General features: G+C 68.5%; 19 protein-coding genes. 11 read left to right on the top strand and 8 right to left on the bottom strand.

Annotation, left to right across the window (positions count from 1 at the left end; genetic code table 11):
* Positions 1-76: 76 nt before the first annotated feature.
* Together EJP67_RS05415 and EJP67_RS05410 are read right to left on the bottom strand one after the other, a co-directional pair.
* On the bottom strand, positions 77-769 hold the full coding sequence (locus EJP67_RS05415; RefSeq protein ID WP_126020235.1) for a P-loop NTPase family protein: 693 nt from the start codon (positions 767-769) through the stop codon (positions 77-79).
* A 134-nt stretch (positions 770-903) separates the two neighbouring features.
* Positions 904-1,629, bottom strand: coding sequence for a hypothetical protein (locus EJP67_RS05410; protein WP_240650504.1), 726 nt, complete (start codon positions 1,627-1,629; stop codon positions 904-906).
* Between the two features lie 171 nt (positions 1,630-1,800).
* Between EJP67_RS05410 and smc the strand changes: the two genes are divergently transcribed.
* The 5 genes from smc to def all read left to right on the top strand — a co-directional run bounded on the left by smc (position 1,801) and on the right by def (position 9,780).
* Positions 1,801-5,316, top strand: coding sequence for a chromosome segregation protein SMC (gene smc, locus EJP67_RS05405; protein WP_126020231.1), 3,516 nt, complete (start codon positions 1,801-1,803; stop codon positions 5,314-5,316).
* Between the two features lie 18 nt (positions 5,317-5,334).
* Positions 5,335-6,438 carry a cell division protein ZipA C-terminal FtsZ-binding domain-containing protein gene (locus EJP67_RS05400; RefSeq protein ID WP_126020229.1) on the top strand — a complete coding sequence of 368 codons (1,104 nt, stop codon included), beginning with the start codon at positions 5,335-5,337 and terminating at the stop codon, positions 6,436-6,438.
* A gap of 7 nt (positions 6,439-6,445) precedes the next feature.
* The gene (gene ligA, locus EJP67_RS05395) at positions 6,446-8,659 is read left to right on the top strand and encodes an NAD-dependent DNA ligase LigA (RefSeq protein ID WP_165909552.1); all 2,214 of its coding nucleotides are present in this window, start codon (positions 6,446-6,448) and stop codon (positions 8,657-8,659) included.
* Between the two features lie 130 nt (positions 8,660-8,789).
* Positions 8,790-9,194, top strand: coding sequence for a hypothetical protein (locus EJP67_RS05390; protein WP_126020226.1), 405 nt, complete (start codon positions 8,790-8,792; stop codon positions 9,192-9,194).
* Positions 9,195-9,240: 46 nt separating this feature from the next.
* Positions 9,241-9,780, top strand: coding sequence for a peptide deformylase (def, locus tag EJP67_RS05385; RefSeq protein WP_126020224.1), 540 nt, complete (start codon positions 9,241-9,243; stop codon positions 9,778-9,780).
* An 11-nt stretch (positions 9,781-9,791) separates the two neighbouring features.
* On the opposite strand, the gene EJP67_RS05380 is transcribed toward def, so the two are convergent.
* Positions 9,792-10,187 (bottom strand): DoxX family protein, encoded by a 396-nt coding sequence (locus EJP67_RS05380; RefSeq protein WP_126020222.1) that lies wholly within the window; start codon positions 10,185-10,187, stop codon positions 9,792-9,794.
* Between the two features lie 170 nt (positions 10,188-10,357).
* On the opposite strand from EJP67_RS05380, the gene EJP67_RS05375 reads away from it, so the two are divergent.
* The 4 genes from EJP67_RS05375 (at position 10,358) to EJP67_RS05360 (ending at position 15,063) form a co-directional block, all read left to right on the top strand.
* Complete coding sequence (locus EJP67_RS05375; RefSeq protein WP_126020455.1) at positions 10,358-11,392, top strand: amino acid ABC transporter substrate-binding protein; 1,035 nt, start codon at positions 10,358-10,360, stop codon at positions 11,390-11,392.
* Complete coding sequence (locus tag EJP67_RS05370) at positions 11,389-12,378, top strand: amino acid ABC transporter permease (RefSeq protein WP_126020219.1); 990 nt, start codon at positions 11,389-11,391, stop codon at positions 12,376-12,378. The genes EJP67_RS05375 and EJP67_RS05370 overlap by 4 nt, the downstream gene beginning before the upstream one ends.
* Positions 12,375-13,430 (top strand): amino acid ABC transporter permease, encoded by a 1,056-nt coding sequence (locus EJP67_RS05365; RefSeq protein WP_126020216.1) that lies wholly within the window; start codon positions 12,375-12,377, stop codon positions 13,428-13,430. The genes EJP67_RS05370 and EJP67_RS05365 overlap by 4 nt, the downstream gene beginning before the upstream one ends.
* Before the next feature lie 271 nt (positions 13,431-13,701).
* On the top strand, positions 13,702-15,063 hold the full coding sequence (locus EJP67_RS05360) for a homoserine dehydrogenase (protein ID WP_126020213.1): 1,362 nt from the start codon (positions 13,702-13,704) through the stop codon (positions 15,061-15,063).
* Here the strand turns inward: EJP67_RS05360 and EJP67_RS05355 are convergent.
* Genes EJP67_RS05355 through EJP67_RS05345 form a run of 3 tightly spaced genes read right to left on the bottom strand, consistent with a single transcriptional unit; the run spans position 15,029 to position 17,784 of the window.
* Entirely contained in the window at positions 15,029-15,448 is a 420-nt protein-coding gene (locus EJP67_RS05355; RefSeq protein ID WP_126020210.1) for a PPC domain-containing DNA-binding protein, read from the bottom strand. The two genes, EJP67_RS05360 and EJP67_RS05355, sit on opposite strands and share 35 nt — an antisense overlap.
* Before the next feature lie 6 nt (positions 15,449-15,454).
* The gene (gene pgm / locus EJP67_RS05350) at positions 15,455-17,110 is read right to left on the bottom strand and encodes a phosphoglucomutase (alpha-D-glucose-1,6-bisphosphate-dependent) (RefSeq protein WP_126020207.1); all 1,656 of its coding nucleotides are present in this window, start codon (positions 17,108-17,110) and stop codon (positions 15,455-15,457) included.
* Positions 17,107-17,784, bottom strand: a complete 678-nt coding sequence (locus EJP67_RS05345) for an HAD family hydrolase (protein ID WP_126020204.1) — start codon at positions 17,782-17,784, stop codon at positions 17,107-17,109. The genes pgm and EJP67_RS05345 overlap by 4 nt, the downstream gene beginning before the upstream one ends.
* Positions 17,785-17,955: 171 nt before the next feature.
* Here EJP67_RS05345 and EJP67_RS05340 point away from each other — a divergent pair, with 171 nt between their 5' ends.
* Together EJP67_RS05340 and EJP67_RS05335 are read left to right on the top strand one after the other, a co-directional pair.
* Positions 17,956-18,330 (top strand): hypothetical protein, encoded by a 375-nt coding sequence (locus tag EJP67_RS05340; protein WP_240650503.1) that lies wholly within the window; start codon positions 17,956-17,958, stop codon positions 18,328-18,330.
* 142 nt (positions 18,331-18,472) lie between these two features.
* Complete coding sequence (locus tag EJP67_RS05335; protein ID WP_126020203.1) at positions 18,473-19,843, top strand: putative bifunctional diguanylate cyclase/phosphodiesterase; 1,371 nt, start codon at positions 18,473-18,475, stop codon at positions 19,841-19,843.
* Here the strand turns inward: EJP67_RS05335 and EJP67_RS05330 are convergent.
* Both EJP67_RS05330 and bcsZ read right to left on the bottom strand, forming a co-directional pair.
* Entirely contained in the window at positions 19,825-24,225 is a 4,401-nt protein-coding gene (locus EJP67_RS05330; RefSeq protein ID WP_240650501.1) for a cellulose biosynthesis protein BcsC, read from the bottom strand. The two genes, EJP67_RS05335 and EJP67_RS05330, sit on opposite strands and share 19 nt — an antisense overlap.
* The gene (gene bcsZ, locus EJP67_RS05325; protein ID WP_126020199.1) at positions 24,201-25,463 is read right to left on the bottom strand and encodes a cellulose synthase complex periplasmic endoglucanase BcsZ; all 1,263 of its coding nucleotides are present in this window, start codon (positions 25,461-25,463) and stop codon (positions 24,201-24,203) included. Before bcsZ ends, EJP67_RS05330 begins: the two co-directional genes overlap by 25 nt.

The raw sequence follows: 25,463 nt of genomic DNA, 5'->3' as shown, positions 1-25,463 counted from the left end.
GAATCTCCCTCTTTCTGTTCTTGTGGGATGCAGGGTCTGCCCGAGCGCGCGCAGCCTCGACCGACCGGGCGAAGGCTCAAAGGGGCAGCGTGTCGAAGGCCGCGTAGGCCGTGGCCAGCCACGACTTCACCCGCTGGCGCTCCAGCAGGCCCAGCGCATGCGGGCCGTCGCGGTCGTTCACGGCCTTCCAGAAGCTGGTGTTCTGCGCGTCGATCTTGCGCATGCTCGCGTCGTGCAGGCGCGGCAGGGCGATCACGCGGGCGCCGTTCGCGGTGGCCTTCGATAGCGACTGCGAGCCCAGCAGCATGCCGAAGTCGCTGCCGCGTCCGTAGTTCTGCACCACGATGTAGTTGGGGCGGTTGCCGAAGGTGTCGATCAGCGTGCCGAGCAGGTCGGTCGAGTCCTTGCCGTCGTCCAGCACGTGCCAGAAGTTGACGGTGACGCCGATTTCGGCGAACACGTCGAAGAGGTCCGATTCCTTGATCCAGCGCGCCAGCGGCGCCAGCGTCTGCGCCGCGAGGTCGACGATCACGCTCTGCTGCGGATTGGTCTCGAAGCCGTTGACGACCGTGTCCAGGCCCTCGAAGCTGTCGACCACCACCGGCGAGGCGAAGCCTTCGTAGAAGCGGGTGAAGGAGCTGTGCGAGCGGTCGGTGTCGAAGCCGGTGAAGGGCCGGCTGTGGTCGATGAAGTACTGGGCCAGCACCCGCGCGGTGACCGACTTGCCTACACCGCCTTTTTCGCCGCCGATGAAGTTGATGGAGCTCATGAGTTGCTGCTGCCTCGCATGGGTTGAGGAAGAGAGGGGGAGGGCCGGGCCATTCTAGGGGGCGGTTTTCTGCTTCGGCTTGCCACCCGCGGCCATCGCGTAACGGCGTGCAGCAAGAGACGCGCCCGCCCGGCTCATTTGGGCACGAGCGTGAACAGGGGCATGACCACCCCCATCACCCAGTTCTGCCCGAAGTCGAGCGCAGCCCGGCGGTATTTCTCGTCCGCCTGTGCAGCCATGAGGTCGAGGCGCGCCACCACCTTCGACAGTTCGCGGTCGGCCACGAGATTGCGGCCGCGGTCGCTGATCTCGGTGGCCAGCAGCAGTGGCTGGCCGTCGGGGCCGGTCTTGGAGGAGATCAGCCACAGCGAGATCTCGAAGTTGCGCGCGGCCCGGAAGCTGTTCTCGGCGTTGACGCCGTCGAGCATGGTCTGGTCCCAGGTGTCGCCGTTGGCCTGCTTGAGCATGGTGGCCCAGCCGTAGACCAGCGCCGCGACGCGGTCGCCCTGGTAGCCCTGCGGCGTGGTGTCGAAGGCCATGCGGATGGCGTCGATGCCGCTGGCGCCCTTGAGTTCGGGCAGTGGCGGGCCCTTGAGCACGGCATCCCAGGCGCGCTGGATGGCTTCGTCCATGCTGGCGGCCGACTTGCGCCATTCGCGTGGGTTGCGCTTGTAGAGCGTGCTCTGCACCCGCCGCACCGACTGCAGGTTGTCGCGCAGCGAGAGATTGGCGATGCGGTTGGCGCCGGACTGCAGCCACTCCTGGTTGGTGTAGGGCTCGGCACGCTCGGTGTCGCGCATCGACGAACAGCCGGCCATGCCGACCAGGGCGGCGAGCAGAACGGCAAGCCGGGTGGCCATGCGCGCCGGGCGGCGGGCCCATCGTGCGGCGAGGGGTGAAACCGGGGAATCGTGCATGCCCTGACGTTATCATCCACGGCTGGGGCGGCGGCCTGCTGCAAGCTGCGGGCCCGTGCAATTTTCCTTACAAATCAATACCTTGGCTCTACAGCCAAGGCAGGCCGACAAGTCGTGCGTCTTAATTCCATCAAGCTATCGGGCTTCAAGTCGTTCGCCGAACCCACCAACTTCATGCTGCCGGGCCAACTGGTGGGCGTCGTCGGGCCCAACGGCTGCGGCAAGTCGAACATCATGGATGCGGTGCGCTGGGTGCTCGGCGAATCGCGCGCCTCGGAGCTTCGCGGCGAGTCGATGCAGGACGTGATCTTCAACGGCACGACGACCCGCAAGCAGGCCAGCCGTTCGAGCGTGGAACTGGTGTTCGACAACGCCGACCACCGCGCCGGCGGCCAGTGGAACCAGTTCAGCGAGATCGCGGTGCGCCGGGTGCTGACCCGCGACGGCACCAGCAGCTACTACATCAACAACCAGCCGGTGCGCCGCCGCGACGTGCAGGACGTGTTCCTGGGCACCGGCCTCGGCCCGCGCGCCTACGCCATCATCGGGCAGGGCACGATCAGCCGGATCATCGAATCCAAGCCCGAGGAGCTGCGCCTCTTCCTCGAGGAGGCCGCCGGCGTCTCCAAGTACAAGGAGCGCCGCCGCGAAACCGAGAACCGCCTGGGCGACACGCGCGAGAACCTCACGCGAGTGGAAGACATTCTTCGCGAACTCAACGCCAACCTCGAAAAGCTCGAGAAGCAGGCCGAGGTGGCCGCCCGCTACAACGCGCTGCAGGGCGATGCCACGAAGAAGCAGCATCAGCTGTGGTTCCTCAAGCGCAGCGAGAGCAATGCCGACCAGGCGAAGATCAAGGCCGATTCCGAGCGTGCCATCAACGACCTCGAATCGCGCACGGCCGACCTGCGCCACATCGAGGCCGAGCTCGAAACCGTACGCCAGGCCCACTACGGCGCCGGCGACCAGGTCAACCAGGCGCAAGGCAAGCTCTACGAGGCCAGCGCCGAAGTCGGCCGGCTCGAAGGCGAGATCCGCTTCGTGGTCGAGGGCCGCCAGCGCGTCGAGCAGCGCCTCGTCCAGTTGCGCGAGCAGATGGGCCAATGGGGCCGCCGCCGCGAGGAAGCCGAAGCCGAGATCGAGACCCTGGCCGGCGCGGGCGTCGATGCCGAGGAGCAGGCCATCATGCTGGCCGCACAGCTCGAGGAGCACGATGCGCGCATGCCCGAGCTCGAAGAAGCTGTGCAGCGCGCGCAGGACGAAGCCAACGCCCAGCGCACGACCGTGTCGCAGGTGCAGCAGCAGATCCAGGTGCTGGCCGCCGACCAGCGCAACATCGAGGAACAGAGCCGCCAGCTCATGCAGCGCAGCGAACGCCTGCGCGCCGACCAGAACGCACTGGCCGCGCCCGACGAGGCCCGCCTGCTCGACATGCAGGAGCAGTACGCGATGGCGCAGGAGGCGGCGAGCGAATCCGATGCGCGCCTGCAGGAGCTGCTCGAAGCCGTGCCGCAGCTTGACGACGACCGCCGTACGAAGCAACAGGCCGTCAACACCGAGGGCGCCCGCCACGCCGAGTTCTCGGCCCGCCTGGAGGCGCTGCGCGCGCTGCAGGAAAAGGTCAAGACCGACGGCAAGCTGGCCCCCTGGCTCGCCAAGCACGGCCTCGAAGGCCTGCAGGGCCTGTGGAGCCGCATCCACATCGAGCAGGGCTGGGAGAACGCGCTCGAGGCCGCGCTGCGCGAGCGCCTGGGAGCGCTCGAGGTCAGCCGGCTGGAGATGGTCCGCGCCTTCGGCAACGATGCGCCGCCTGCCAAGCTGGCCTTCTACAGCCCGCCGGCCGCAGGCGTGCCCGAGGGTTCGGCAACGCTGCCGCGCCTGTCGAGCCTGCTGCGGCTGAACGATGCCGGTCAGCAGGCGCTGCTGAACGACTGGCTGCACGGCTGCTACACCGCCGCGAGCTTCGAGGAGGCGCTGGCCCAGCGCGGCTCGCTGCAGCCGGGCGAGGTCATCTACGTGCAGAGCGGCCATGCCGTCTCCGCGCACAGCGTCAACTTCTACGCACCCGATTCCGAGCAGGCTGGCCTGCTGGCGCGCCAGCAGGAAATGGAAAACCTTGAGCGCCAGCTGCGCGCCCAGACGCTCATCACCGAGGAAGCGCGCACCGCGCTGGTCCGTGCCGAAGCCGCCTATGCCGACGCCGCCTCGCGCCTCGTCACGGCCCGGCGTGAAGCGGCCGAAACCCAGTCGCGCGCGCACGAGCTGCAGGTCGAGACGCTGCGCATGACGCAGCTGGCCGAGCAGACCCGTGCCCGCAGCCAGCAGCTGTCCGCCGACATCGGCGAAGTCGACGCACAACTCGAGGAACTGCAGGAACGGCGCATCGCCGCCGAGGGCCGCTTCGAGGAACTCGACATGCAGCTGGCCGATGCCCAGGAGCGCCACGCCGAGCTCGACGAACGCGTGATCGAGGCCAACCGTGCGCTGGCCGCAAGCCGCGAGCAGCACCGCAGTCTCGAACGCCAGGCGCAGGAAGCCACCTTCTCGCAGCGCACGCTCGAAGCCCGCCGCGCCGAACTCAACCGCTCCATCGAGACCGCCGCGCAGCAGACCGTGGCGCTGACCGACGAGGACGAGCGCGCCCGCGCGGAGCTGGGCCGCCTGTCCGATGCGGCCGCGCAGGCCGGCCTGCAGGATGCGCTCGCGCTCAAGCTCGAACGCGAGACTGCGCTGGGCGCGGCGCGCAGCCAGTACGACGACCTCACGCTCAAGCTGCGCGCGAGCGACGAGCGACGCCTGCAGCTCGAGCGCGAGCTCGACCCGCTGCGCCAGCGCATCACCGAGTTCCAGCTCAAGGAGCAGGCAGCGCGCCTGGGCGTCGAGCAGTACCAGCAGCTTCTGGACGACGCCGGCGCCGACCTCGAGGCGATCGAGAAGTCGATCGAGACCGACAAGGTGCGGCTCACCGGCCTGCAAGGCGAGATCGACCGCCTCAACCGCGAGGTGGCGGCGCTCGGCGCGGTGAACCTGGCAGCCCTGGACGAACTCGCCATTGCCAGCGAGCGCAAGACCTTCCTCGACGCGCAGTCGGCCGACCTGAACGAAGCCATCGGCACGCTGGAAGACGCCATCCGCAAGATCGACGCCGAGACGCGCGACCTGCTTGGCGGCACCTTCAAGATCGTCAACGAACACTTCAGCCGCATGTTCCCGGAGCTCTTCGGCGGCGGCAACGCCAAGCTCATGATGACCGGCGACGAAATTCTCGACTCCGGCGTGCAGGTGATGGCGCAGCCTCCCGGCAAGAAGAACCAGACCATCCACCTGCTGTCGGGCGGCGAGAAGGCGCTCACGGCCATCGCGCTCGTGTTCGCCATCTTCCAGCTGAACCCGGCGCCTTTCTGCCTGCTCGACGAAGTGGACGCGCCGCTGGACGACGCCAACACCGAGCGCTATGCCAAACTCGTCTCCGCCATGAGCCGCGAAACCCAGTTCCTCTTCATCAGCCACAACAAGATCGCCATGGAAATGGCCGAACAGCTGATCGGCGTGACGATGCAGGAGCAGGGCGTGTCGCGCATCGTGGCTGTCGACATGGAGTCGGCGGTCTCGATGGTCGAAGCCGCATAGGCCGGGCGGCAACGATCCATGAGCAATCTCACACTCGCCCTGGCAATCTTCGGCGGCCTCGTTCTCGCGGCCGTTGTCGGCTACGAGGCCATGATGTCGCGCCGCAACGCGCCCCGCCAACCCGATGCAGTCGACGTTGCGCTCGACGAGGCCGAGCGCGCGCTGGCCGCTGGCGATGACGGCGTGGAGCCGGTGCTGCACGCCGATCCGAACAAGGTGCAGGGCTCCGACCGGCATGAGCCGCTGTTCGACCCCGATCTTCCTGCGCCCAGCGGCGTGCCCGCGCCCGCGGCCGAGCGCCGCGGCGGGCTCGATCCGCTGATCGACGTGATCGCGCCGATCTCGCTCGATGGCCTGGCCTCGGGCGACGCCGCCATCGCCGCCATGCCGCCCACGCGCCGCGCGGGCAGCAAGCCGGTGGCCATCGAGGGCCTGAACGAACACACCGGCCAGTGGGAGCCGCCCGTGCCCGGCCAGCGCTACAGCGCCTTCCAGGTCGGCGTGCAGCTGGCCAACCGCACCGGGGCGCTCAACGAGATCGAGTACTCCGAGTTCGTGGTCAAGGCCCAGGCCTTTGCCGATGCCGTCAACGGCGCGCCCGAGTTTCCCGAGATGCTCGACGAGGTGGCGCGCGCCCGCGAGCTCGACCAGTTCGCCAGCGCGCACGATGCGCAGCTGGGCTTCGTGCTGCGCGCGCTGCATGCGGCCTGGAGCCCGGGCTACGTGCAGCAAAACGCCGCGCGCCTCGGTTTCGTGGCCGGCATCATCCCGGGCCGCATGGTGCTGCCGACCAGCGAGGCAGGCCTGCCGCCGATCCTCGGGCTGGCCTTCGACACCCAGGCCGCGCTGGCCGACGATCCGGCCCAGTCGGCCATCCGCGAACTCAGCCTGAGCCTGGACGTGCCGCAGGTCGACCGTGCCGAGGAACCCTTCCGCCGCATGCGCGAAGCCGCCGCCACGCTGGCACGCGAGATGGACGGCGTGGTCACCGACAGCGACGGCCAGCTGCTGCGCGACGAGACCATGGACGTGATCGGCGCCGACTTAGAACAGCTCTACGACACGCTCGACGGGCGCGACCTTGCGGCGGGCTCTCCGCTGGCGCGGCGGCTCTTCAGCTAATACTCCAGTGCCAAATCTTGACCTTTTTGGGCAGCCAGAGCGCGATGTAAATGAGCGCGACTTAAGGCGCATCGACGAACTTCGCGCGAGTCTGCGCGCTCATTGGCACAGTTACCATGTGTTGGACAGACCAACGGTTTCCGACGCGGAATATGACTCGTTGTTTCGCGAGTTGCAGGCATTAGAGAGCATCTATCCAGAGTCAGTTTCACCAGATTCTCCGACGCAACGTGTGGGTGGGCAGGTGCTTGAGGGCTTTGAAAAAGTCCTGCATCGAGTTCCCATGTTGTCGATTCATACCGAGACAGACAATAGTGCTGCTGGTGCTCTTGCCTTTGATGGTCGCGTAAGGCGGGAACTTGGTCTGCCAACTGACGCTCCGCCTGTCGAGTATGTGTGCGAGTTGAAGTTTGACGGACTCGCCATAAATCTTCGGTACGAAGACGGTGTACTTGTGCAGGCTGCCACGCGAGGTGACGGTGAAGTTGGGGAGGATGTAACGCAGAACATCCGCACACTTAAACAGATCCCCTTGCGCCTTCACGGAACTGCGCCACCAGTGGTGGAGGTGCGCGGTGAGGTCTACATGCGTCGTGACCAATTTGACGCGCTGAACGAGCGACAACGTCTGAAAATCGCTGCCGGTCAGAAGAACGAGAAAATGTTCGTGAATCCGCGCAATGCTGCGGCTGGTGCTGTGCGTCAGTTGGACCCTGCGATAGCAGCTAGTCGGTCATTGAGCTTCTTTGCGTATGGCCTCGGCGAGGTTAGTCCGCCTGAAGAGGGCGGTCCGATTTGCACCACTCAATTTGATTGGCTTCAGCAGTTCCATGCTTGGGGTTTTCCCGTGGCTGCGCAGACACGACTCGCCAATGGCGCCAACGAACTAGTTGCTTTTCATGAGGTCATGGGTCTACAGCGCGATGAGCTGCCATACGAGATTGATGGAGTTGTATACAAAGTCAATAGCGTGGAGCTTCAGCGCCAATTGGGCTTTGTTTCGCGCGAGCCGCGTTGGGCAGTAGCGCATAAATATCCGGCGCAGGAACAGCCAACTCAGGTGTTGGCGATCGAGGTCCAAGTTGGGCGCACGGGAAAGCTCACGCCGGTCGCAAAGTTGGCTCCTGTCTTTGTCGGTGGCGTGACTGTGACGAATGCGACTTTGCACAACGAAGACGAGGCTCGACGCAAGGATGTGCGGGTAGGAGACACGGTGATTGTGCGGCGTGCGGGTGACGTGATTCCAGAAATTGTGGGGGTACGTTTTCCAAGCTATAGGCATCCGAAGCGCGCGCGTCACAAACGGCACCAACCCAATCGGCGACAGCAATTCAAGCGGCCTGTGCCTAAGCGAGAACCTGTCAAATGGAGACTATCCATCAGGAAGCGCGGCCCGGTCTTCACCATGCCGCACAAGTGCCCCGTGTGCGGCTCGGAAGCCGTGCGCGAGGAGGGGGAAGTCGATTACCGCTGCACCGGCGGCCTGTTCTGCGCGGCGCAGCGCAAGGAGGCCATCCTGCACTTTGCGGCGCGCCGCGCCGTGGACGTCGACGGGCTGGGCGACAAGCTGGTCGAACAGCTCGTGGATTCGAACCTGATCCGCACCTTGCCCGACCTCTACAAGCTGGGTTTCACCACGCTGGCGGGACTGGATCGAATGGCGGAGAAGTCGGCGAAGAACCTCGTCGATGCCCTCGAAGCCTCGAAGAAGACCACGCTGCCGCGCTTCCTGTTCGGACTGGGCATCCGGCATGTGGGCGAATCCACCGCGAAGGACCTGGCCAAGCATTTCGGCAAGCTGGATTCGATCATGGACGCGACCGAAGAACAGCTGCTCGAGGTGAACGACGTCGGCCCGGTGGTCGCGCAGAGCCTGCGCACCTTCTTCGACCAGCCGCACAACCGCGAGGTGGTCGAGCAACTGCGCGCCTGCGGACTGACCTGGGAAGAGGGCGAGCCGGCCGCCAGGGCGCCGAAGCCGCTGGCGGGACTGACCTTCGTCATCACCGGCACCCTTCCTACGCTGAGCCGCGACGAAGCGAAGGATAAATTGGAGGCGGCCGGCGCGAAGGTGTCCGGTTCGGTCAGCAAGAAGACCCACTACCTGGTGGCCGGCGAAGAGGCCGGGAGCAAGCTCGAGAAGGCGCGCGAAGCCGGCGTGGAGATCATCGACGAGGCGCGTATGCTGGAGATCCTCGCCAACGGCGTTCCGGCGGCCTGAACGGGGCGCAGTCGGCAAAGGCGGCCACCGGCCCTCTTTACCGGCCGTTACGCGACTTCATCGGAGCGCAGTCAACAGGGTCTACAACCTGGCGTTGAAAGCTAATTGAAGGCCACAAGGAGAGTCCCTCATGAAAAAAATTCGAGTTCTCGGTGCCCTTGCTGCAGCCGGCGGCGTCGTGCTGCTGTCGGGTTGCGTGGGCGTGCCCGCCGATCCCTACTACGGCGGGGGCTATTCGTCGGGGCCTTACTACAGCGAGCCCGCGCCTGTGGTGGTGCCGGCACCGGTCTACATCAACGGCGGGGCCTACTACGAGCGGCGTCCGCGCTACTACGACAGGCCTTACTACGACCGTCCGGGCTATCCGGCACGCCCGCCGGTCTGGGGTGGCGGTGGCCGGCCGGTAGCTCCGCCGGTGGTGGTGCCGCCCCGGCCGCCGATCGCTGGTGGCGGTCCGGGTTCGATCCCCACACCACCGCGTGGCAACGCGCGACTGTGGACTTCTCCCGACTCCAAGACTCAGACCCCTCCCTGATTCCCCGTCGGGAGTGGAGAACCGGAGCCATCGCGATAATCCCGCCATGGCCATCCGCGAAATCCTGAAAATGGGCGACCCCCGGCTGCTGCGCATCGCGCAGCCGGTCGCCGCCTTCGATACCGACGAGCTGCACATGCTGGTGCGCGACATGTTCGAGACCATGCATGCTGTCAATGGCGCCGGCCTTGCCGCGCCGCAGATCGGCGTCGACCAGCAGCTAGTGATCTTCGGCACCGACGTCGTGAATCCGCGCTATCCCGATGCGCCACCGGTGCCGCGCACCGTGCTGCTGAACCCCATCATCACGCCGCTGAACGGCGAGGAAGAGGAGGGCTGGGAAGGGTGCCTGTCGGTGCCGGGCCTGCGCGGCGTGGTGCCGCGCTTCGCCAACATCCGCTACTCCGGGTTCGACCCGTATGGCGATCCGATCGAGCGGGTCGCCACCGGTTTTCATGCGCGCGTGGTGCAGCATGAAGTCGACCATCTCCTGGGCAAGCTCTACCCGATGCGGGTGCGCGACTTCTCGCGCTTCGGCTACACCGAGGTGCTGTTCCCGGGCCTCGATGCTGCCGACGACGATTGAGCCGGATCGGCTCAGTTGTACTTGCTGCTCAGTGCGAAGCGGCCGCCACCCATGAAAGCGAGGCCGAGGGCCGCGGCCAGGAACATGCCCTGCAGTTCGAGCGCCCAGCCGCCTTGCTTGCCGAGTGCGCCCAGTTCCTTCGTATGGACCAGCGCGATCGCCACCACCATGTTGATGGCCACGATCCAGGCCGCAGGCCGCGTGTAGAGGCCGACGATCAGCAGCACCGGCGCCACCACTTCCCCGACGTAGACCAGGTAGGCCAATGCGCCCGGCAGCCCGTGCTGGGCCAGCATGCCGGAGATGAAGCCGACGCCGCCTTGGAGCTTGGCGATGCCATGCAGCAGGATCAGCACGCCAAGCGAAACGCGCAGGATGAACTTGCCGGTGTCGTCGGATTTGACCATTGTGTGGATTCCCATTAAGTGGTTGTTGAAGGGCCGTATGGTAGTGAACCCTGGGCCTGTCGATCCAGCCTTGTGCGGCGCATATGCATTCAACCCGGAGTTCTTTGGCAGAGTCCGGCGTCGGCCCGTACACTGCCTTTTGCTTACCGTTGTTGAGGAGAACACCAATGATGAACAAACGATTCCGCCCGGCACTGCTCGCAGGCGCCTGCATCGCCGCCATGGCCTTCGCTGCTCCGGCCTTTGCCGGCAAGACGCTCGACGCGGTCAAGCAGCGCGGCACCGTCAAGTGCGGCGTGACCAACGGCGTGGCCGGCTTCTCGGCGCCCGACACGCAGGGCAACTGGTCGGGGCTGGATGTCGACACCTGCCGCGCCATCGCGGCGGCCGTGCTCGGCGACGGCAAGAAGGTCGACTTCGTGCCGCTCAACTCGCAGCAGCGCTTCTCGGCCCTGCAGGCCGGCGAGATCGACATCCTCGCTCGCAACACCACCTGGACGCTCACGCGTGACGCCTCGCTGGGCTTCAACTTCACCACCATCACCTACTACGACGGCCAGGGCTTCCTGGTGCCGAAGAAGCTGAAGGTGACGAGCGCCAGGCAGCTGAAGAACGCCACCATCTGCACCCAGTCGGGCACCACCAACGAAAAGAACGTGTCGGACTACTTCCGCGCGCAGGGCATTCCCGTCAAGACGGTGGTGTTCGAGAGCTTCGAGGCCTCGTTCAAGGCCTTCTTCTCGGGCCGCTGCCAGGCCTTCACGACGGACGCCTCGGCGCTGGCCGGCCTGCGCAACAAGGAAGCGACCAACCCCGACGACTACGTCATCCTGCCCGAGCTGATCTCCAAGGAGCCGCTGGCGCCGCTGGTGCGTCGAGGCGACGACGAGTGGTTCGCCATCGCCAAGTGGGTGCCGAACGCGCTCATCGAGGCGGAGGAGTTCGGCATCACCCAGGCCAACGCCGACGAGCTCAAGGCCAGCAGCAAGGACCCGGCACAGCAGCGTCTGCTGGGCAGCGGTGAAGACCTCGGCAAGCTGCTGGGCCTGGACAAGGACTGGTCCTTCCGCGCCATCAAGGCCGTGGGCAACTACGGCGAGATCTTCGAGCGCAACGTCGGGCCCAAGTCGGTGCTGAAGCTGCCGCGCGGCTCCAACAACCTGTGGAGCAAGGGCGGCCTGATCTACGCACCCCCCGTTCGATGAACGACCGGGCCTCGCGCCGCGGGGTCTGGCTGGCCTGGGCCGTCCAGGCCCTGCTGGTGCTGGCCGTGGTGGCCGGCGCCGTCTGGGTGGTGCACCACGCGCTCGAAGTGCTGCGTGCCCGCGGCGTGCGCTCGGGCTTCGACTTCCTGACCGAGCCCACGGGCTTTTCCATCAGCGAAGGCTGGCTCGACTTCGATGCCAGCCAGCCGTTCTGGCGCGCCTTCCTCGCGGGGCTGATCAACACGGTGCGCGCGGCGGTGCCGGCGGCCATCTTCTCGGTGGTGCTGGGCACGCTGATCGGCATCGGCCGGCTGGCCCCGCATGTGCTGCTGCGCGGCATCTGTACCGCGTATGTCGAGCTGGTGCGAAACGTGCCGCTCTTGGTGCAACTGCTGATGCTGGCTTTCGCGATGGCCAACCTGCTGCCCGATCCGACGGAGCCCGTGCGGCTGCTACCGGGCGTCTGGCTGAGCAAGGGCGGCCTCAGCGTGCCGTGGCCGATGATGGGCGAGGGCGGCCTGCATTTCGAGCTTCCAGAGCGCGGTGATTTCGGCGTGAGCGGTGGCGCGGCGCTGAGCCCGGAGTACGTGACCATCGTGGTCGGCCTGAGCCTCTATTCGGCCGCCTTCGTGGCCGAGATCGTGCGCGCGGGCATCCTGTCGGTGCCCCAGGGGCAGGTGCTGGCGGGGCAGGCGCTGGGGCTGTCGCCGGTGCAGCAGCTGCGCATCGTCGTGCTGCCGCAGGCCCTGCGGGTGATCGTGCCTTCGCTCACCAACCAGATCCTGAGCCTCACCAAGAACTCGTCGCTGGCGGTGGCGGTGGGCTATCCGGAGCTGGTGTCGGTGGCCAACACCACCATCGGCACGAACGGCCGGGCCTTCGAGTGCATCGCGATCATCATGGCGGTCTACCTGCTGCTGTCGCTGGTGATCTCCTTGGGCATGAACCGCTACAACGCGCGCGTCGCATTGCGGGGCTGGCGATGAGGAATGCCGTGCAGGAGCCCATCGCATGGCGCAGCGAACTCTGGGGTTCGCCGCTGCGCGCGGTTGCGACGCTGCTGCTGGTGGCGCTCTTCGCCTGGATCGGCTTCCACATCGTCGAATGGGGCATCGTGCACGCGGTGTTCCGGCCCGATGCCGAGGCTTGCCGCGCCGTGCAGCACGGCGCCTGCTGGGGCGTGGTGGCCGAGAAGTGGCGGCCGATGCTGTTCGGGCGCTTTCCGTACGAGGAGCAATGGCGCCCGGCCATCGCCGTGGTCGTGCTGTCGGCGGTGACGATGCTCAGCGCCTGGCCACGCAGCTGGCGCTGGTGGCTGGTGCCGTTGTGGATCGTCGCGCTGCTGCTCTTCGTGCTGCTGATGCGCGGCGGCTCGCTGGGCCTGAGTTCGGTGCCGACCAGCCGATGGGGTGGCCTGCCGCTGACCATCGGGCTCGCCGTGGTGGGGCTGGCGCTGGCGTTTCCGCTGGCGCTGCTGCTGGCGCTGGGGCGGCGCTCCGGCTGGCCGGTGGTGCGCACGCTGAGCGCGAGCTACATCGAGCTGGTGCGCGGCGTGCCGCTGATCTCGGTGTTGTTCATGGCCTCGTTCCTGCTGCCGCTGCTGTGGCCGGCCGGGTGGCAGCCCGACGTGCTGGTGCGTGTGCTCGCGGGCCTGGCGCTCTTCGTGGCCGCGTACCTTGCGGAGATCATCCGCGGCGGCCTGCAGGCGGTGCCGCGCGGGCAGACCGAAGTGGCGATGGCGCTGGGCTTCGGCCGCTGGCCGGTGCAGCGCGACATCGTGCTGCCGCAGGCGCTGCGGCTCGTCGTGCCCGCGCTGACCAACAACGTGGTCGGTACGCTGAAGGACACTTCGCTGGTCACCGTGGTCGGGCTCTTCGAGCTCACGGGTGCGCTGGGGCTGGCGCTGGGCGGCGACCCGACCTGGCGGCCGTTCTACCTCGAGGGCTATCTCTTCATCGCGGCGGTCTACTGGTTGCTGTGTTTCGGGCTCTCGCGCTACAGCGTGTGGCTCGAAAAGCGGCTGTCGGCCGCGCCCTGACCGGTGGCGCCGCCGGCTCCTGTACACTCCGGGGCTTCATGTCGAGCCAACGCTTCCCCTTCGCATCCTTCGCAGCCCCCATGGGCCGCATGATGCCGCCTGCCTCCGCGCAGGCGATGGTCGTTGCCCGAATGATTACCACCATTACCACCGCGGCCACCTGAGCACGCGCAGGTGGCCGTTCCGGCAGCCACCTGGTGTATCGCTCTCTCCCCGAACGAATGAACCCAGCTCTGGCAGCTGGGTTTTGTTTTTTCGTCAGGAGTTGTCCATGTACCGCGATCCCGTTGAATCCCTAGAGCCCTTGCACCACCGCCAGGCGGCCATTCGTACCCTGCGCGTGGGAATGATCGGCATCGGCACCGTGGGCTCGGGCACCTTCCGCGTGCTGGCGCGCAACCGGGCCGACATCGCCGCGCGGGCGGGCCGGTCCATCGAGCTGGTGATGGTCGCCGCGCGCAACCTGGAGCGAGCGGCCGGCATCGTGGGAGACAGCGTCGCATTGACGGCCGACCCGATGCAGGTCGCAACGCATCCCGACGTCGACGTGGTGGTCGAAGTGGCCGGCGGCACCGGCCCGGCGCGCGACTGGGTGCTGGCCGCCATCGCGCACGGCAAGCACGTGGTCACGGCCAACAAGGCGCTGCTGGCCGTGCACGGCACCGAAATCTTCGCCGCCGCGCGCGAGAAGGGCGTGATCGTGGCCTACGAGGGCGCCGTGGCCGTCAGCATCCCCATCATCAAGGCGCTGCGCGAAGGCCTTGCCGCCAACCGCATCGAATGGGTGGCCGGCATCATCAACGGCACCACCAACTTCATCCTGAGCAAGATGCGCGACGAGGGCCTGGACTTCGCCGCCGCACTCGCGCAGGCCCAGGCGCTGGGCTATGCCGAGGCCGACCCCAGCTTCGACATCGAGGGCATCGACGCGGCCCACAAGCTGACCCTGCTGGCGGCCAACGCCTTCGGCATGCCGCTTCGCTTTGCCGACGCACAGGTGGAGGGCATCACCGCGCTGCAGGGCATGGATGTGGCCTGCGCCGAGCAGCTGGGCTACCGCATCAAGCTGCTCGGCGTCGCGCGCCGGCAGGCGGCCGGCGTCGAGTTGCGCGTGCAGCCGGTGCTCGTGCCGGCTGCGCACCTGATGGCGCAGGTGAATGGCTCGATGAACGCCGTCATGGTGAAGAGCGACGCAGCCGGCCTCACGATGTATTACGGCGCGGGCGCCGGCTCGGAGCAGACGGCTTCCGCCGTGATCGCCGACCTGGTCGACGTGGCGCGTCTCGATGGCGTCCATGCCGCTCAGCACGTGCCACACCTTGGCGTCCATGCGCATGCGACCAACGCGCTGGCCGTGCTGCCGCGCGCAGCCGTCCACACATCGCACTACCTGCGCGTGCCGGTGCATGCGGTCAATCAGATTCAGGCAATCGCTGCCAGCCTCGCCGAGCAGAAAGTGCCGGTGCGCCAGGTCGCGCTGGCGGCCGAGCGGCCCGGCATGAGCCCGCAGGTGCTGGTGCTGACCGGGCAGGTGGAGCAGGGCACGCTCGACCTGGCCGTGCATGCGCTGCAGGCGCGCTCCGAGGTGGCGGCCCCGGTCACGACCCTGCGCGTGGAGTCGCTGGAAGGCTGAGCGGGCTCAGCTCGGCATAGCCGGTGAGCGGATCGTGCGTTCGCGCGAACCGCCAGTCGGGCAATACGGCGACGAGGATCTCGGCCGTGGTCCGCACGACGCACCCCGGCGCCGCATGCCCGCCGGAGACACGGCCCTCGGCATCCGACACGCTGATGTGCAGATGCGATCCGTCCGGCGACAGGCTGCCCGCCAGCGTGAGGATTTCCAGGTCGCCCTCGATGCGGGCCGGCGTCGGCGCACCCGCGAACCGGATGCTCGCGCCGCTCAGGCTGCCGATGCCCGAGACGACGAAGGCCGCATCGCTCCCGCTTCGGCCCAGCGCCGAATCGAGCGAAGCGCGCAGGTCGTCGCCCGGGCTCAGCCGCAGCACCAGCGTCCGCATGCGGCTTCAGTTTCCTGAGAGCGCACCGTCCACGACCTGCTGCGCCTCCTCGAGGATGCGCGCGAGATGCTCCTCGCCCTTGAAGCTCTCGCCATAGATCTTGTAGATGTTCTCCGTGCCCGAGGGCCGCGCGGCGAACCAGCCGTTCGCGGTCACGACCTTCACGCCGCCGATGGCCGCGCCGTTGCCCGGCGCATGGCTCAGCACCTCGACGATCCTGTCGCCTGCCAGCTCGGTGGAGCGAATCTGCTGCGGCGACAGGCTCGACAGCCGCTTCTTCTGCTCGACCGTGGCCGGCGCGTCAACCCGGTTCGACACCGGCCTGCCCAGCGCCTGCGTCAGCTCGGCATAGCGCTCGCCGGGGTCGCGCCCGGTGCGCGCGGCGATCTCGGCCGACAGCAGGGCTGGCACCATGCCGTCCTTGTCGGTGGTCCACACCGAGCCGTCCTTGCGCAGGAAGGTCGCGCCCGCGCTCTCCTCGCCGCCAAAGGCCAGCGAAGCGTCGACCAACCCGTCGACGAACCACTTGAAGCCCACCGGCACCTCGTGCAGCCTTCGCCCGAGCCGGGTGGCGACGCGGTCGATCATCTGGCTGCTCACCACCGTCTTGCCGATGGCCGCCTGCGCGGGCCAGTTCGGGCGGTGCGTGTAGAGGTAGTCGATCATCACCGCGAGGTAGCTGTTGGGCTGCATCAGCCCGGTGCTGCCGGCGACGACGCCGTGGCGGTCGTGGTCGGTGTCGCAGGCGAAGGCGATGCCGAAGCGGTCCTTCAGCTCGATCAGCTTGTGCATCGCGTCGGGCGACGACGGGTCCATGCGGATGCGGCCGTCCCAGTCGAGCGACATGAAGCGGAAGGTCGGGTCGACCTCGCGGCTGAGCACGTTCAGGCGCTTGAGCTTGTAGCGCTCGGCGATGGCCGGCCAGTAGCGCACGCCGGCGCCGCCAAGCGGGTCGACCCCCAGGTCGATGTTCACGTCGCGGATGGCATCCATGTCGAGCACCTGGGCCAGGTCCTCGACGTAGGTGTTCAGGTAGTCGTGGCGGTGCGTGGTCGAAGCGCGCAGCGCCTGCGCGAGCGGCATGCGCTTCACGCCTTCGAGGCCGTTCGCCAGCATTTTGTTGGCGGCTGCCTCGACGGCCGAGGTGATGTCGGTGCCGGCTGGCCCGCCGTTGGGCGGGTTGTACTTGAAGCCGCCGCTCTCGGGCGGATTGTGCGAGGGCGTAATGACGATGCCGTCGGCCAGCCCCGAGGTGCGGCCGCGGTTGTAGACCAGGATCGCGTGCGAGACGGCCGGCGTCGGCGTGTACTCGTCGTCCTTCGAGATCATCAGTTCCACGCCGTTGGCCGCCAGTACCTCGACTGCGCTGCCGAAGGCCGGAGTGGAGAGCGCATGCGTATCGATGCCGAGGAAGAGGGGGCCGTCGATGCCTTGCTGCCTGCGGTAGTCGCAGATGGCCTGGCTGATTGCGAGCACGTGCCATTCGTTGAAGGCATCGTCGAAAGAGGAGCCCCGGTGGCCCGAGGTGCCGAAGGCCACGCGCTGCGAAGGCACCGACGGGTCGGGCCGGCCGGTGTAGTAGGCCGAGACGAGTCGCGGCACGTCGACCAGCAGTTCGATGGGGGCGGGCTTGCCCGCGAGAGGGTTGCTTGCTTGGCTCATGTGGACGGGAAGTCGAAGTTGATGAGATCCGAGATGCGCTCGACGGTGATGTCGGCGGGTGCGTGGGCCGCGTTGGCCCCGGCGTCGAGCGCATAGTGCCCTTGCCGCACGAAGACGGTTGTAAGACGCGGTCCCCAGATGGCTTTCATGGCCGAGAGGATGCGCAGCTTGTCGTCGATCATCACGTAGTGCCGCGCGGGGTGGTGCTGCTCGACGGCGTCGAGCATCTCCTCCTTGTGCACGTAGATCAGCACGCGGCCCTCGGTGGCCTCCCACAGGCCCGAGCGCTGCACCTTGCGCGGCTGCAGGACCACGTCGCCGTCCGAGAGGATCACCGTGGGGCCGTGGCGGCGCAGGTGCTTCAGCGCTTCTAGCGCGCCGGGGTAGAGCCTGTCGGCGAAGGGGTAGTCGACCACGAACCCGGACATCCGCAGCAGCTGCGGGTCGCTCATGCCGCTGCGGCCCGCGCCGGCGCGAAAGAGCTGCAGCGCGCCGAGGTAGTCGACGTAGCCGAGTTCGTCGCGCAGCTTCTCGAAGCCCGTCCAGTAGCGGCTGGCGAGCTCGGCGCCGAAAGCCTCGTCGAGGCGGGCATGGAGATCGGCGATGAAGCGGTCGTTGTCGAGCAGGGTGTTGTCGACGTCGATCAGGAAGACCGTGGCAGGGGTTTGTGTCATGGGTTCGTGCCCGAGGGGCCTTGACTGCAATGGGCTGCGCGCGTTGCTTTCAGCATACCCCTCGAATGCGACGCCGGGCCGCGCCCCCGTGATTTAGTTGATGCATCGAGGCCCGCTGGCTTAACCTGTGCCACAGGGCCGCCCCCGGAGTTGAATAAGCTTCCGCACAGCATGAAGAACGACGAAGGAGCAAGAAAGATGCGCATCCACGCGAACGGTCGACACCTGCCCGGCATGGCTGCCCTGGGCCTCTGCCTCGCCCTGGCCGCCTGCCAGGCGCCCCCCGCCGACCGGCCCCTGACTTCGGAAGTGCCCGAACCCCCGAGCTTCGTCACGCCGCCCGAGACCTGTCAGGCGGCCTCCGTGCGCTTCGGACTGGGGCTGCGCATCACCCAGCAGCTGCTGGAGGAAATGCGCCAGCGCGCCGGCGCCCGCATGGCGCGCAGCGTGCTCGCGACCGAGCCGGCCGACCCGGCGCAGGACATGATGCGGCTCAACGTGCAGGTCGAGCCCACCGGCCGGGTGGTCGGCGCGTACTGCGGCTAGCGGACTTCGCCGGACCACGCCACCGTGATGTATACGAAGGTGTTGTGGTGCAAACACGTACCGGTAACAAATCTTCGCGGCAAAGGGTGGATCAGTCCCAATTGGGAGAACAATAGCCCGCGACTTCCGGAGCTCCAGTCTTTTGTCGAACCAGCAACCCACAGTCTCGTTGCCGTCGTACTACGACGGATCGGCCCGCCTCCCGCCGGATGAGGTGCTGCGCCCGCTGATGGCGGACTGGGCCCGGGCCGGCAAGCGGCTGGCCGCGGTCTGCTACATCGATGTCGACCGCTTCGCCGAGCTGAATTCGCGCCTGGGCATGGTCGCGGGCAATGCGGCCCTGGAGGAAGTGGCCCGCCGTATCAAGGCCGAGCTGCCGCGCGAAAGCGTGATGGCGCGCGTTGGCGGCGACGAGTTCGCGGCCCTGTTCGCCGGCCTCGGAACCTCCCAGTGCGCGCAGGTGCTGGAACGCATCCAGGCAGTGCTCGCCGAGCCCTGGGACTGGCGCGGCCAGTCGGCCAGCATCGACGCGAGCATCGGCGCCATGCTGCTCGACAGCAATGGCCCGCCCCCCGAGACGGCGCTGCGCCAGGCGCAGCACGCGGCCTTCTTCGCCAAGCGCGCGGCCGACGGCAAGGTCCACTACTTCGACGCCCCGCAGGCACGCGCCGACGAGCAGGTGGTGCGCGAGCGCCAGCGCATCCAGGAAGGGCTGCTGCAGGGCGAGTTCTTCCTTGTCTACCAGCCCAAGGTCGACATGCTGCGCGGCGTGGTGGTCGGCGTCGAGGCGCTGATCCGCTGGCAGCACCCAGAGCGCGGCCTGATGCCGCCCTCGCAGTTCGTGCCGCTGATCGAAGACGACGCGCTGGTCGAGCAGGTCGGCGACTGGGCCATCGCCACTGCGCTGTGGCAGGCGCACCAGTGGCGCCTCGCGGGCCTGCAGATCTCGGTGAGCGTGAACGTGGCGCCGCGCCACATGATGCGCTGGGACTTCGTCGAGCGCCTGGCACGGCACCTCGCGCAGTTTCCGAAGCAGGGCGAGGGCATGCTCGAACTCGAGATCCTCGAGACCACGGCCATCAGCCAGTTCGCGAACGTCGCCTTGTTCGTCGAAGCTTGCAAGCTGCTCGGCGTGGGCGTCACCATCGACGACTTCGGCACCGGGTACTCGTCGCTGACCTACCTGCGCCAGCTGCCGGTGTCGACGGTGAAGATCGACCAGTCCTTCGTGCGCGGCATGCTCGACAACAGCCAGGACCGGGCCATCGTGCAGGGCATCATCGCGCTGCTTCACGCGCTGGGCCTCACGGCCGTCGCCGAGGGCGTCGAGACGGTGAAGCAGGGCGAGGCGCTGCTGGCCATGGGCTGCACGCTGGGACAGGGCTTCGGCATCAGCAAGCCGATGGCGGCCAAGGACGTGGCGCCGTGGGTGGCCCAGTACGAGCGCGCCCCGCTGTGGGGCCGCGACGGGTGGCCCACTTTGGGCCTCCCGGATCAGAGCAGCGGCGTGTAGGGCGAGGTCATCGGGTTCAGCGTGGTGCCGCTTCCGGTGCCGTAGCCAGGCACGCCGATGCTGCTGGAGCCGCCGAACACATAGCGCAGGTAGACGCTGCCGGTGAACTGCCGGTAGTTCTGCGCATTGTTGAAGCCCAGCGCCCCGCCCAGGAACATCTTCGGCGCCAGCTGGTACTCCACCACCGCGGCCAGGTTGTAGGCCAGGCCGGTCTTGGAGCTGCTGGCGTAGGTGTTGTTGTAGGCCGAGCTGCTCAGCCCCAGCGCCAGCGCCTGGTAGGCGGCGCTCGATGCGGCCGCGTTGCGCGACGGGTCCGTCGGGAAGTAGGGCGACGACTTCTGGGTGAACGACTGCACGCCCAGCGAGGCGTTCAGGCGCCACGAGAGCCTGTCGCTGCGCCCGCTCCAGTCGACCGGGAAGGCCACGCTCACGAAGCTCTGCGGGCTGAAGTAGCCGCCTTGCCCGAAGGTGTAGTAGCTCAGGTTCTTCTGGTAGCCCATCAGGCCGATGTTCATGCCCAGCGTGAGCTTGGAGTTCGGGCTGTTCAGCAGGTGCAGGTAGGCGCCGCCACCGGTTTCCACGCGCGAATTGCTCTGCACGTTCCTGCCGGTGATGCCGTGCGCGGCGAGGTAGCTGTACACGCCGTAGGTGCCGTCGTCATAGCCGATGTCGCCGCGAACGCCGGTGGCGACCACGCCGCCCCAGCGCTCGTTGGTGCGCTCGTCCTTGGCGCCCGCGAACGACAGCACGCTGTCGGTCACGGCGCGGCGGGAGATGTCGGCCTTGTAGTTCCACGAGTCGCCGATGCTGCCCTTGAAGGTCACGTTGCCGACCACGTTGGTGGTGGGAAAGCCCAACGGCGTGGTGCCGATGCCGGCATCGATGTTCTTGCCCTCGTAGCCCACGTTGAGCCCGACGCCGGCCGCATTCTGCTGGCCGGCCGAGGCGCCGCTGCGCAGCGCGTTCAGTGCGGCGCTGGGGCCGCCGCCGAAGCGGCTGCCGGTGGCGTAGTCGCTCGCGGGCGTGCCGGCATCGAGCACGGTGGGCGTCACGCCCACGACGATCTTGCCTTCACCCGCCGGGAAGCGCGCCTGTATCGGCAGCTGGAAGTCCGACAGCCGGCTCAGCCCCGCCTCGCCGGCGCGGTTGCGGTACACCGTGCCCGCCGTGAGGCTCACGGCGCGCTGCGATTCGAGCTCCTGCAGCTCGGCGGCCACCGAGCTCGCCGCGGGCGCGCTGCGCGGCGGCGCATTCCAGCCGGTGTCCGCGCGCGGCGTGTTGGCCTGCGCATACGCGGCATTCGCCTGCGGATAGCCGGGAGCCGGATAGCCGCCGGGCTGCTGCGCCGGCGGAATGTAGACCGGCGCGACCTGCTGCGTGCCGGGCACCGGGTACTGGGGTAACGGCTGCTGCATCGGCTGCGCGATGTACGCGGAGGCCTGCGGCACATTGTTCGGGTTCGCGGCGGCATTGCGTGCCGTGCGCGTCGACGACGACTTGGCCGCCGTCGTGCGGCCCTTGGCGTTCGACGCCGGAGCGCCCGGGTTCCAGGGCAGCGCGCCAGGCGGATAGGCATTCGGTGCCGCAGCCGCGGGATAGGCCGGATACGCCTGGTTCGCCGCCGGATAGGCCTGCGCGACCGGGTAACCCGCCGGCACCGGCAATGCCTGATAGGACGCCGGTTGCATGCGCGCCTGAGCGAATGGATTGCCGTTGGCCGCCGGATAGCTGGCCGGCACGGCCGCGCTCGGCGCGCCGCCCGTCATGCCCGCGAAGGGATTGGCCGGCGGCAACGGCGAGGCCGCCATGCCGCCGGGCGCGAAGCCGCCCGATGCCACCTGCCGCTCGGCCTCGACCGCCGCGCGCAGGTACTGCTCGGCCTTGCGGCTCTCGCCCGCGTTGCGGTAGACGCGCCCGGCCGCCGCGAGCACGCGCGACTGGTCGGGGGCCTGCTTGAGCGCGGCCATCACGTAGTTCTCGGCCGAGCTGTGGTCGCGCTGCGCGCTGGCGCTGGCCGCGGCGGAGAGCAGGGTGTCGAGATCGGTCGGGTTGCGCTGAAGCACGCGCTGGTAGAGCGCGAGCGCCTGGCCTTCGTCGCGCGCCGCCGAGTACAGGCGTGCCAGCGCGGCCAGCGCCTGCGGATCTTCCGGGCGCTCGGCGAGCACTGGTGCCATCGCGTTGTAGGCGGCTTCCAGGTTGCCGGCCTCGCGCAGCGAATCCGTCTGGCGCAGCGCGAAGGCGATGCGCAGGTTGTCGAAGTCGGCGCGCTGGCTGGCCGTCATGTTGGTGGTGGCCAGCTGGCGCAGCACGGCCGACAGCTCGATGTCCTGCCTGGTCTTGAGCAGCACCGAGGCGTACAGCAGCCGGTCGCCGGTGCTCGGCGTGGGCGAGCGCGCCAGCAGCTGGCGGCTCATGGCCAGGGCGCGCGGCGCGTCGCCGATCTCGGCATAGGCGCCCGCGAGCTGGCCCCAGAGCTCGGCTGGCATGTCGGCGCTGAGCGCCGACTCTGCCTGCGCGAGCACGCCGCGTGCGGCATCCACCTGGCCCTGGCGAGCCAGCGCCAGCGCGCGTGCCGCCTGCTGCTGCGCCCAGAGGCGGCGCTGCAGTGCCGCCATGTCGCGCGTGCGCGAGCCGGCGGGAATGCGTTCGAGGTACTGGATGCCCGCTGCCGCGTCGCCGGTCTCGGAGGCGAGCAGGGCGCTGGCGTAGAGCGCGTCGGGCATGTCGGGCTGCGACATCAGCAGGCCCTCCATCACGCCGCGCGCTTCGGACACCATGCCGCGCTTGCGGTAGAGATTGGCGAGGTCAAGCCGCACCCAGGGGCTGTCGGGCGCGGCGAGCATCGCGTCTTCCAGCGTGCGCTGCGCGCCGGCCGTATCGCCCGCATCGGCCTGCTGGCGGGCGCGGTTGCGCGCCTGCTCGACCTGGATGTCGCGCAGTCCGCCCAGCTGCGTGGCCTGCTCGGGCGTGAGGCGGCGCGACAGGGCCAGCGCCTCGTCGGGGCGGCCAGTCTGGCCGTAGACAGAGATCAGTCCGCGCAGCGCCTGCGTGTTCTGCGGACGGCTTTCGAGCACGCGCTTGTAGCCCTGCTCGGCCTGCGCGTAGTCGCCCGCGGCGGCGCGCAGGTCGGCCAGCGCGTTCTGGCCTACCGGCTCGCGCGGATCGATGCACACCGCGCGCTCGTAGAGCGACTGCGCGCCGCGCAGGTCGTTCTTGCCCTGGGCGGCCCGGGCCTGTCCGACCAGCACCCAGTAGCTGGCGCTCTGCAGCGCCGAATTCCATTTGCTGCCGCCGCCGCGCACCGCGCGCTCCAGCAGCTCCTGCGCCTCGGCGAAACGCTCCTGGCGCAGGCGCACCAGGCCCAGTCCGCCCAGCGCCTCGGTGTCGTCGGCCTTGGTGCGAAGCGCCTGCTGGAAGCGCTGCTCGGCGGTGCTCGCGTCGCCGCGGTCCAGCGCCTTGAAGCCTTCGCCCACCGGAACGCCGGGCGAGCTGGTGGCCGCGGCCTTGGCGGTGGTGAGGCTTTCCAGCCGCGCGGCCACGGCTGCGTCGGTCTGGTTGTTGCTCAGGTATTCCTGGTAGAGCGGAACATCGGGCTGGCGGGCGTCGAGCCAGATCAGCGCCTGCCGCCACGCGGCGCGCGCGGCGCTGGCAACGGCGGGCTGTCGGGTCAGCTCGACCAGCTCACGGATACCGGCGCGGCGCGTCGATTCGCTGTATGTCTTCTGCTGCGCCAGCGCGAGCTTGTAGCTGGTGTTTTCCGGGTGATCCTTCACCAGCTGTTCGAGCCCCCGGCGGCCTTCGTCGGCGCCCTGGGGCGTGCTGGCCAGCACCTGGTAGTACTCGAGTGCCAGCGCCTCGGGCGGCGGGCGGTTGTCGAACTGGCTGCGGTACAGCTCCACTGCCTCGGCGGCACGGCCGGCACGCGCGGCGGCGCGGGCGCGCTGCAGCGTGCTTTGCGCGCCGGCGGGCTGCTGCGACTGCTGCTGCAGGCGCGCGAGGCGGCTGTCGTTCGGATTCGCGGTGCGCAGGCGGGCGATCCAGCCGCGCGCGGCCTCGGAGTTGCCGCGCGAGAGCTCGACCTGCGCCATGCCGTACATCGCGTCGGTCGACTGGGGCTGCACGCTCAGCAGCTTCTTCCAGCTTTCCTCGGCGAGATCGGCACGGCCCTGGGCCTGCCAGTAGTTGCCTTGCTCGATCAGCGCGGCGCTGGCGTCTGCCTGCGCGTGAGCGGGGTTGGCGGCGCACAGCGCGACGAGCATGCCGAGGCAGGCCGTCCATTGACGGGATTGCGGAGAGAGCGAAAAAGGGCTCGGGAAAGGACGCGAGCCGGGGGCGACGCCGAGCGAGCGCCGGGGCTTCAGGCCGGTCGATTGGGACGGCATAGCGTTCTCCATGAGGTTTGCAGCTGGCCGTTGCGGCCGAATTCATAGCGGCCGTCGAGCCACGCCTGTCCGAAAAGCAACAGGCACTGTTCGTAGTACGGCAAGGGCGCCACGGGTGGCGTCGTTGCGTTGGGTGCGGGAGGCGCCGCGCGGCCGCCGGGCACGCGGGCGACCTGGTCGGACAGGGCGTCGGCGGCGTCCAGCGCCTTGAGGTAGGGCAGCATTGCGCCCGAGAAGCCCAGCGGCGCCATGCCGCGGACCTGGCCGGTGACGGTGTCGACGTACTCGGGCACCGCGTGGTTCTCGGCGAGTGCCTGGCGCGGGCCGCGCAGGCTCAGCAGCAGCATCTTGCGCGCCGGGTCGCGCTCGGAAAGCATGCCCGCCCAGAGGTAGACGCGGATGGCGTCATAGCTGCCGGTGACGCCCTTCTGTGGATCGGCAACGAAAGAGCGCGAATCCTGCGACCAGGCGCACCAGTCGGGCGCGAAGCCCTTGGGCGTGACGGCGCCGAACATGCGCAGCGTGTTGTCGATGACCTCGTTCCACGGGCCGGCCGCGTCGGCCTGCTGGAAGTAGCGCAGCAGCTGCAGCGGCGCATAGCTCGGGTTGAGGCGCCACAGCGGCCCGCTCGCCACCGACTTGGGCCAGGGCAACAGCATGCGCCCGAGGCCCGGCACGTTGATGATCTCCTCGCGCACCGCCAGCGCCAGCACCTCGCGGCCGAGCGTGCGATAGGCGGCATCGTTCCAGAGGCGGCCGGCTTCCATCAGCGAATAGGCGATCCACAGGTCGGCGTCCGAGGCGGCGTTGGCGTCGAGCACGCCCCATCCGCCGCTGGGCTTGCGGCCCCATTGCCAGGCCGGCAGCTGCCTGGCGAGGCTGCCGCCTGCGAGGTTGGCCTCGGTCCACGCCAGCACGCGAGAGAAGGTGGCGCGGTCGTTGTGGACCAGCGCGAAGAACATGCCGTACGACTGGCCCTCGGAGGTCGACTGCTGCTGCGGCGTGTTGAAGTCGATCACCCGGCCGTCGGGCTGTATGTGGCGCGCGGCGAAGGCGGCCCAGTCGGTGGCGGGGTGGCAGGCCGGTGCGGCTGCTGGAGCAGCGGCAGGCGCCGGGGGCGCGGCGGTGGGCGCTGCAGCGGCCAGCCGGGGCAGCGCCAGCGCCAGCCCGGCCGCGCCCAGCAGGGCACGCCGGCTCGCAAGCCGCTCGGGTGGGGGCGCCGTGTTCGAGCGTCGCAT

The organism is Variovorax guangxiensis (assembly GCF_003952165.1).
Lineage (GTDB): Bacteria > Pseudomonadota > Gammaproteobacteria > Burkholderiales > Burkholderiaceae_C > Variovorax > Variovorax guangxiensis.
Note: the sequence above shows the minus strand (reverse complement) of the source record. Positions and strands in the feature narration are given on the sequence as shown.

Coding starts and splice junctions, on each gene's coding strand:
- EJP67_RS05365 (WP_126020216.1), top strand. CDS start 12,375: ATGAGGAATGCCGTGCAGGAGCCCATCGCATGGCGCAGCGAACTCTGG.
- EJP67_RS05360 (WP_126020213.1), top strand. CDS start 13,702: ATGTACCGCGATCCCGTTGAATCCCTAGAGCCCTTGCACCACCGCCAG.
- EJP67_RS05375 (WP_126020455.1), top strand. CDS start 10,358: ATGAACAAACGATTCCGCCCGGCACTGCTCGCAGGCGCCTGCATCGCC.
- pgm (WP_126020207.1), bottom strand. CDS start 17,110: ATGAGCCAAGCAAGCAACCCTCTCGCGGGCAAGCCCGCCCCCATCGAA.
- EJP67_RS05370 (WP_126020219.1), top strand. CDS start 11,389: ATGAACGACCGGGCCTCGCGCCGCGGGGTCTGGCTGGCCTGGGCCGTC.
- EJP67_RS05345 (WP_126020204.1), bottom strand. CDS start 17,784: ATGACACAAACCCCTGCCACGGTCTTCCTGATCGACGTCGACAACACC.
- EJP67_RS05400 (WP_126020229.1), top strand. CDS start 5,335: ATGAGCAATCTCACACTCGCCCTGGCAATCTTCGGCGGCCTCGTTCTC.
- def (WP_126020224.1), top strand. CDS start 9,241: ATGGCCATCCGCGAAATCCTGAAAATGGGCGACCCCCGGCTGCTGCGC.
- EJP67_RS05330 (WP_240650501.1), bottom strand. CDS start 24,225: ATGCCGTCCCAATCGACCGGCCTGAAGCCCCGGCGCTCGCTCGGCGTC.
- bcsZ (WP_126020199.1), bottom strand. CDS start 25,463: ATGCGACGCTCGAACACGGCGCCCCCACCCGAGCGGCTTGCGAGCCGG.
- EJP67_RS05390 (WP_126020226.1), top strand. CDS start 8,790: ATGAAAAAAATTCGAGTTCTCGGTGCCCTTGCTGCAGCCGGCGGCGTC.
- EJP67_RS05340 (WP_240650503.1), top strand. CDS start 17,956: ATGAAGAACGACGAAGGAGCAAGAAAGATGCGCATCCACGCGAACGGT.
- EJP67_RS05415 (WP_126020235.1), bottom strand. CDS start 769: ATGAGCTCCATCAACTTCATCGGCGGCGAAAAAGGCGGTGTAGGCAAG.
- EJP67_RS05355 (WP_126020210.1), bottom strand. CDS start 15,448: ATGCGGACGCTGGTGCTGCGGCTGAGCCCGGGCGACGACCTGCGCGCT.
- EJP67_RS05410 (WP_240650504.1), bottom strand. CDS start 1,629: ATGGCCACCCGGCTTGCCGTTCTGCTCGCCGCCCTGGTCGGCATGGCC.
- EJP67_RS05380 (WP_126020222.1), bottom strand. CDS start 10,187: ATGGTCAAATCCGACGACACCGGCAAGTTCATCCTGCGCGTTTCGCTT.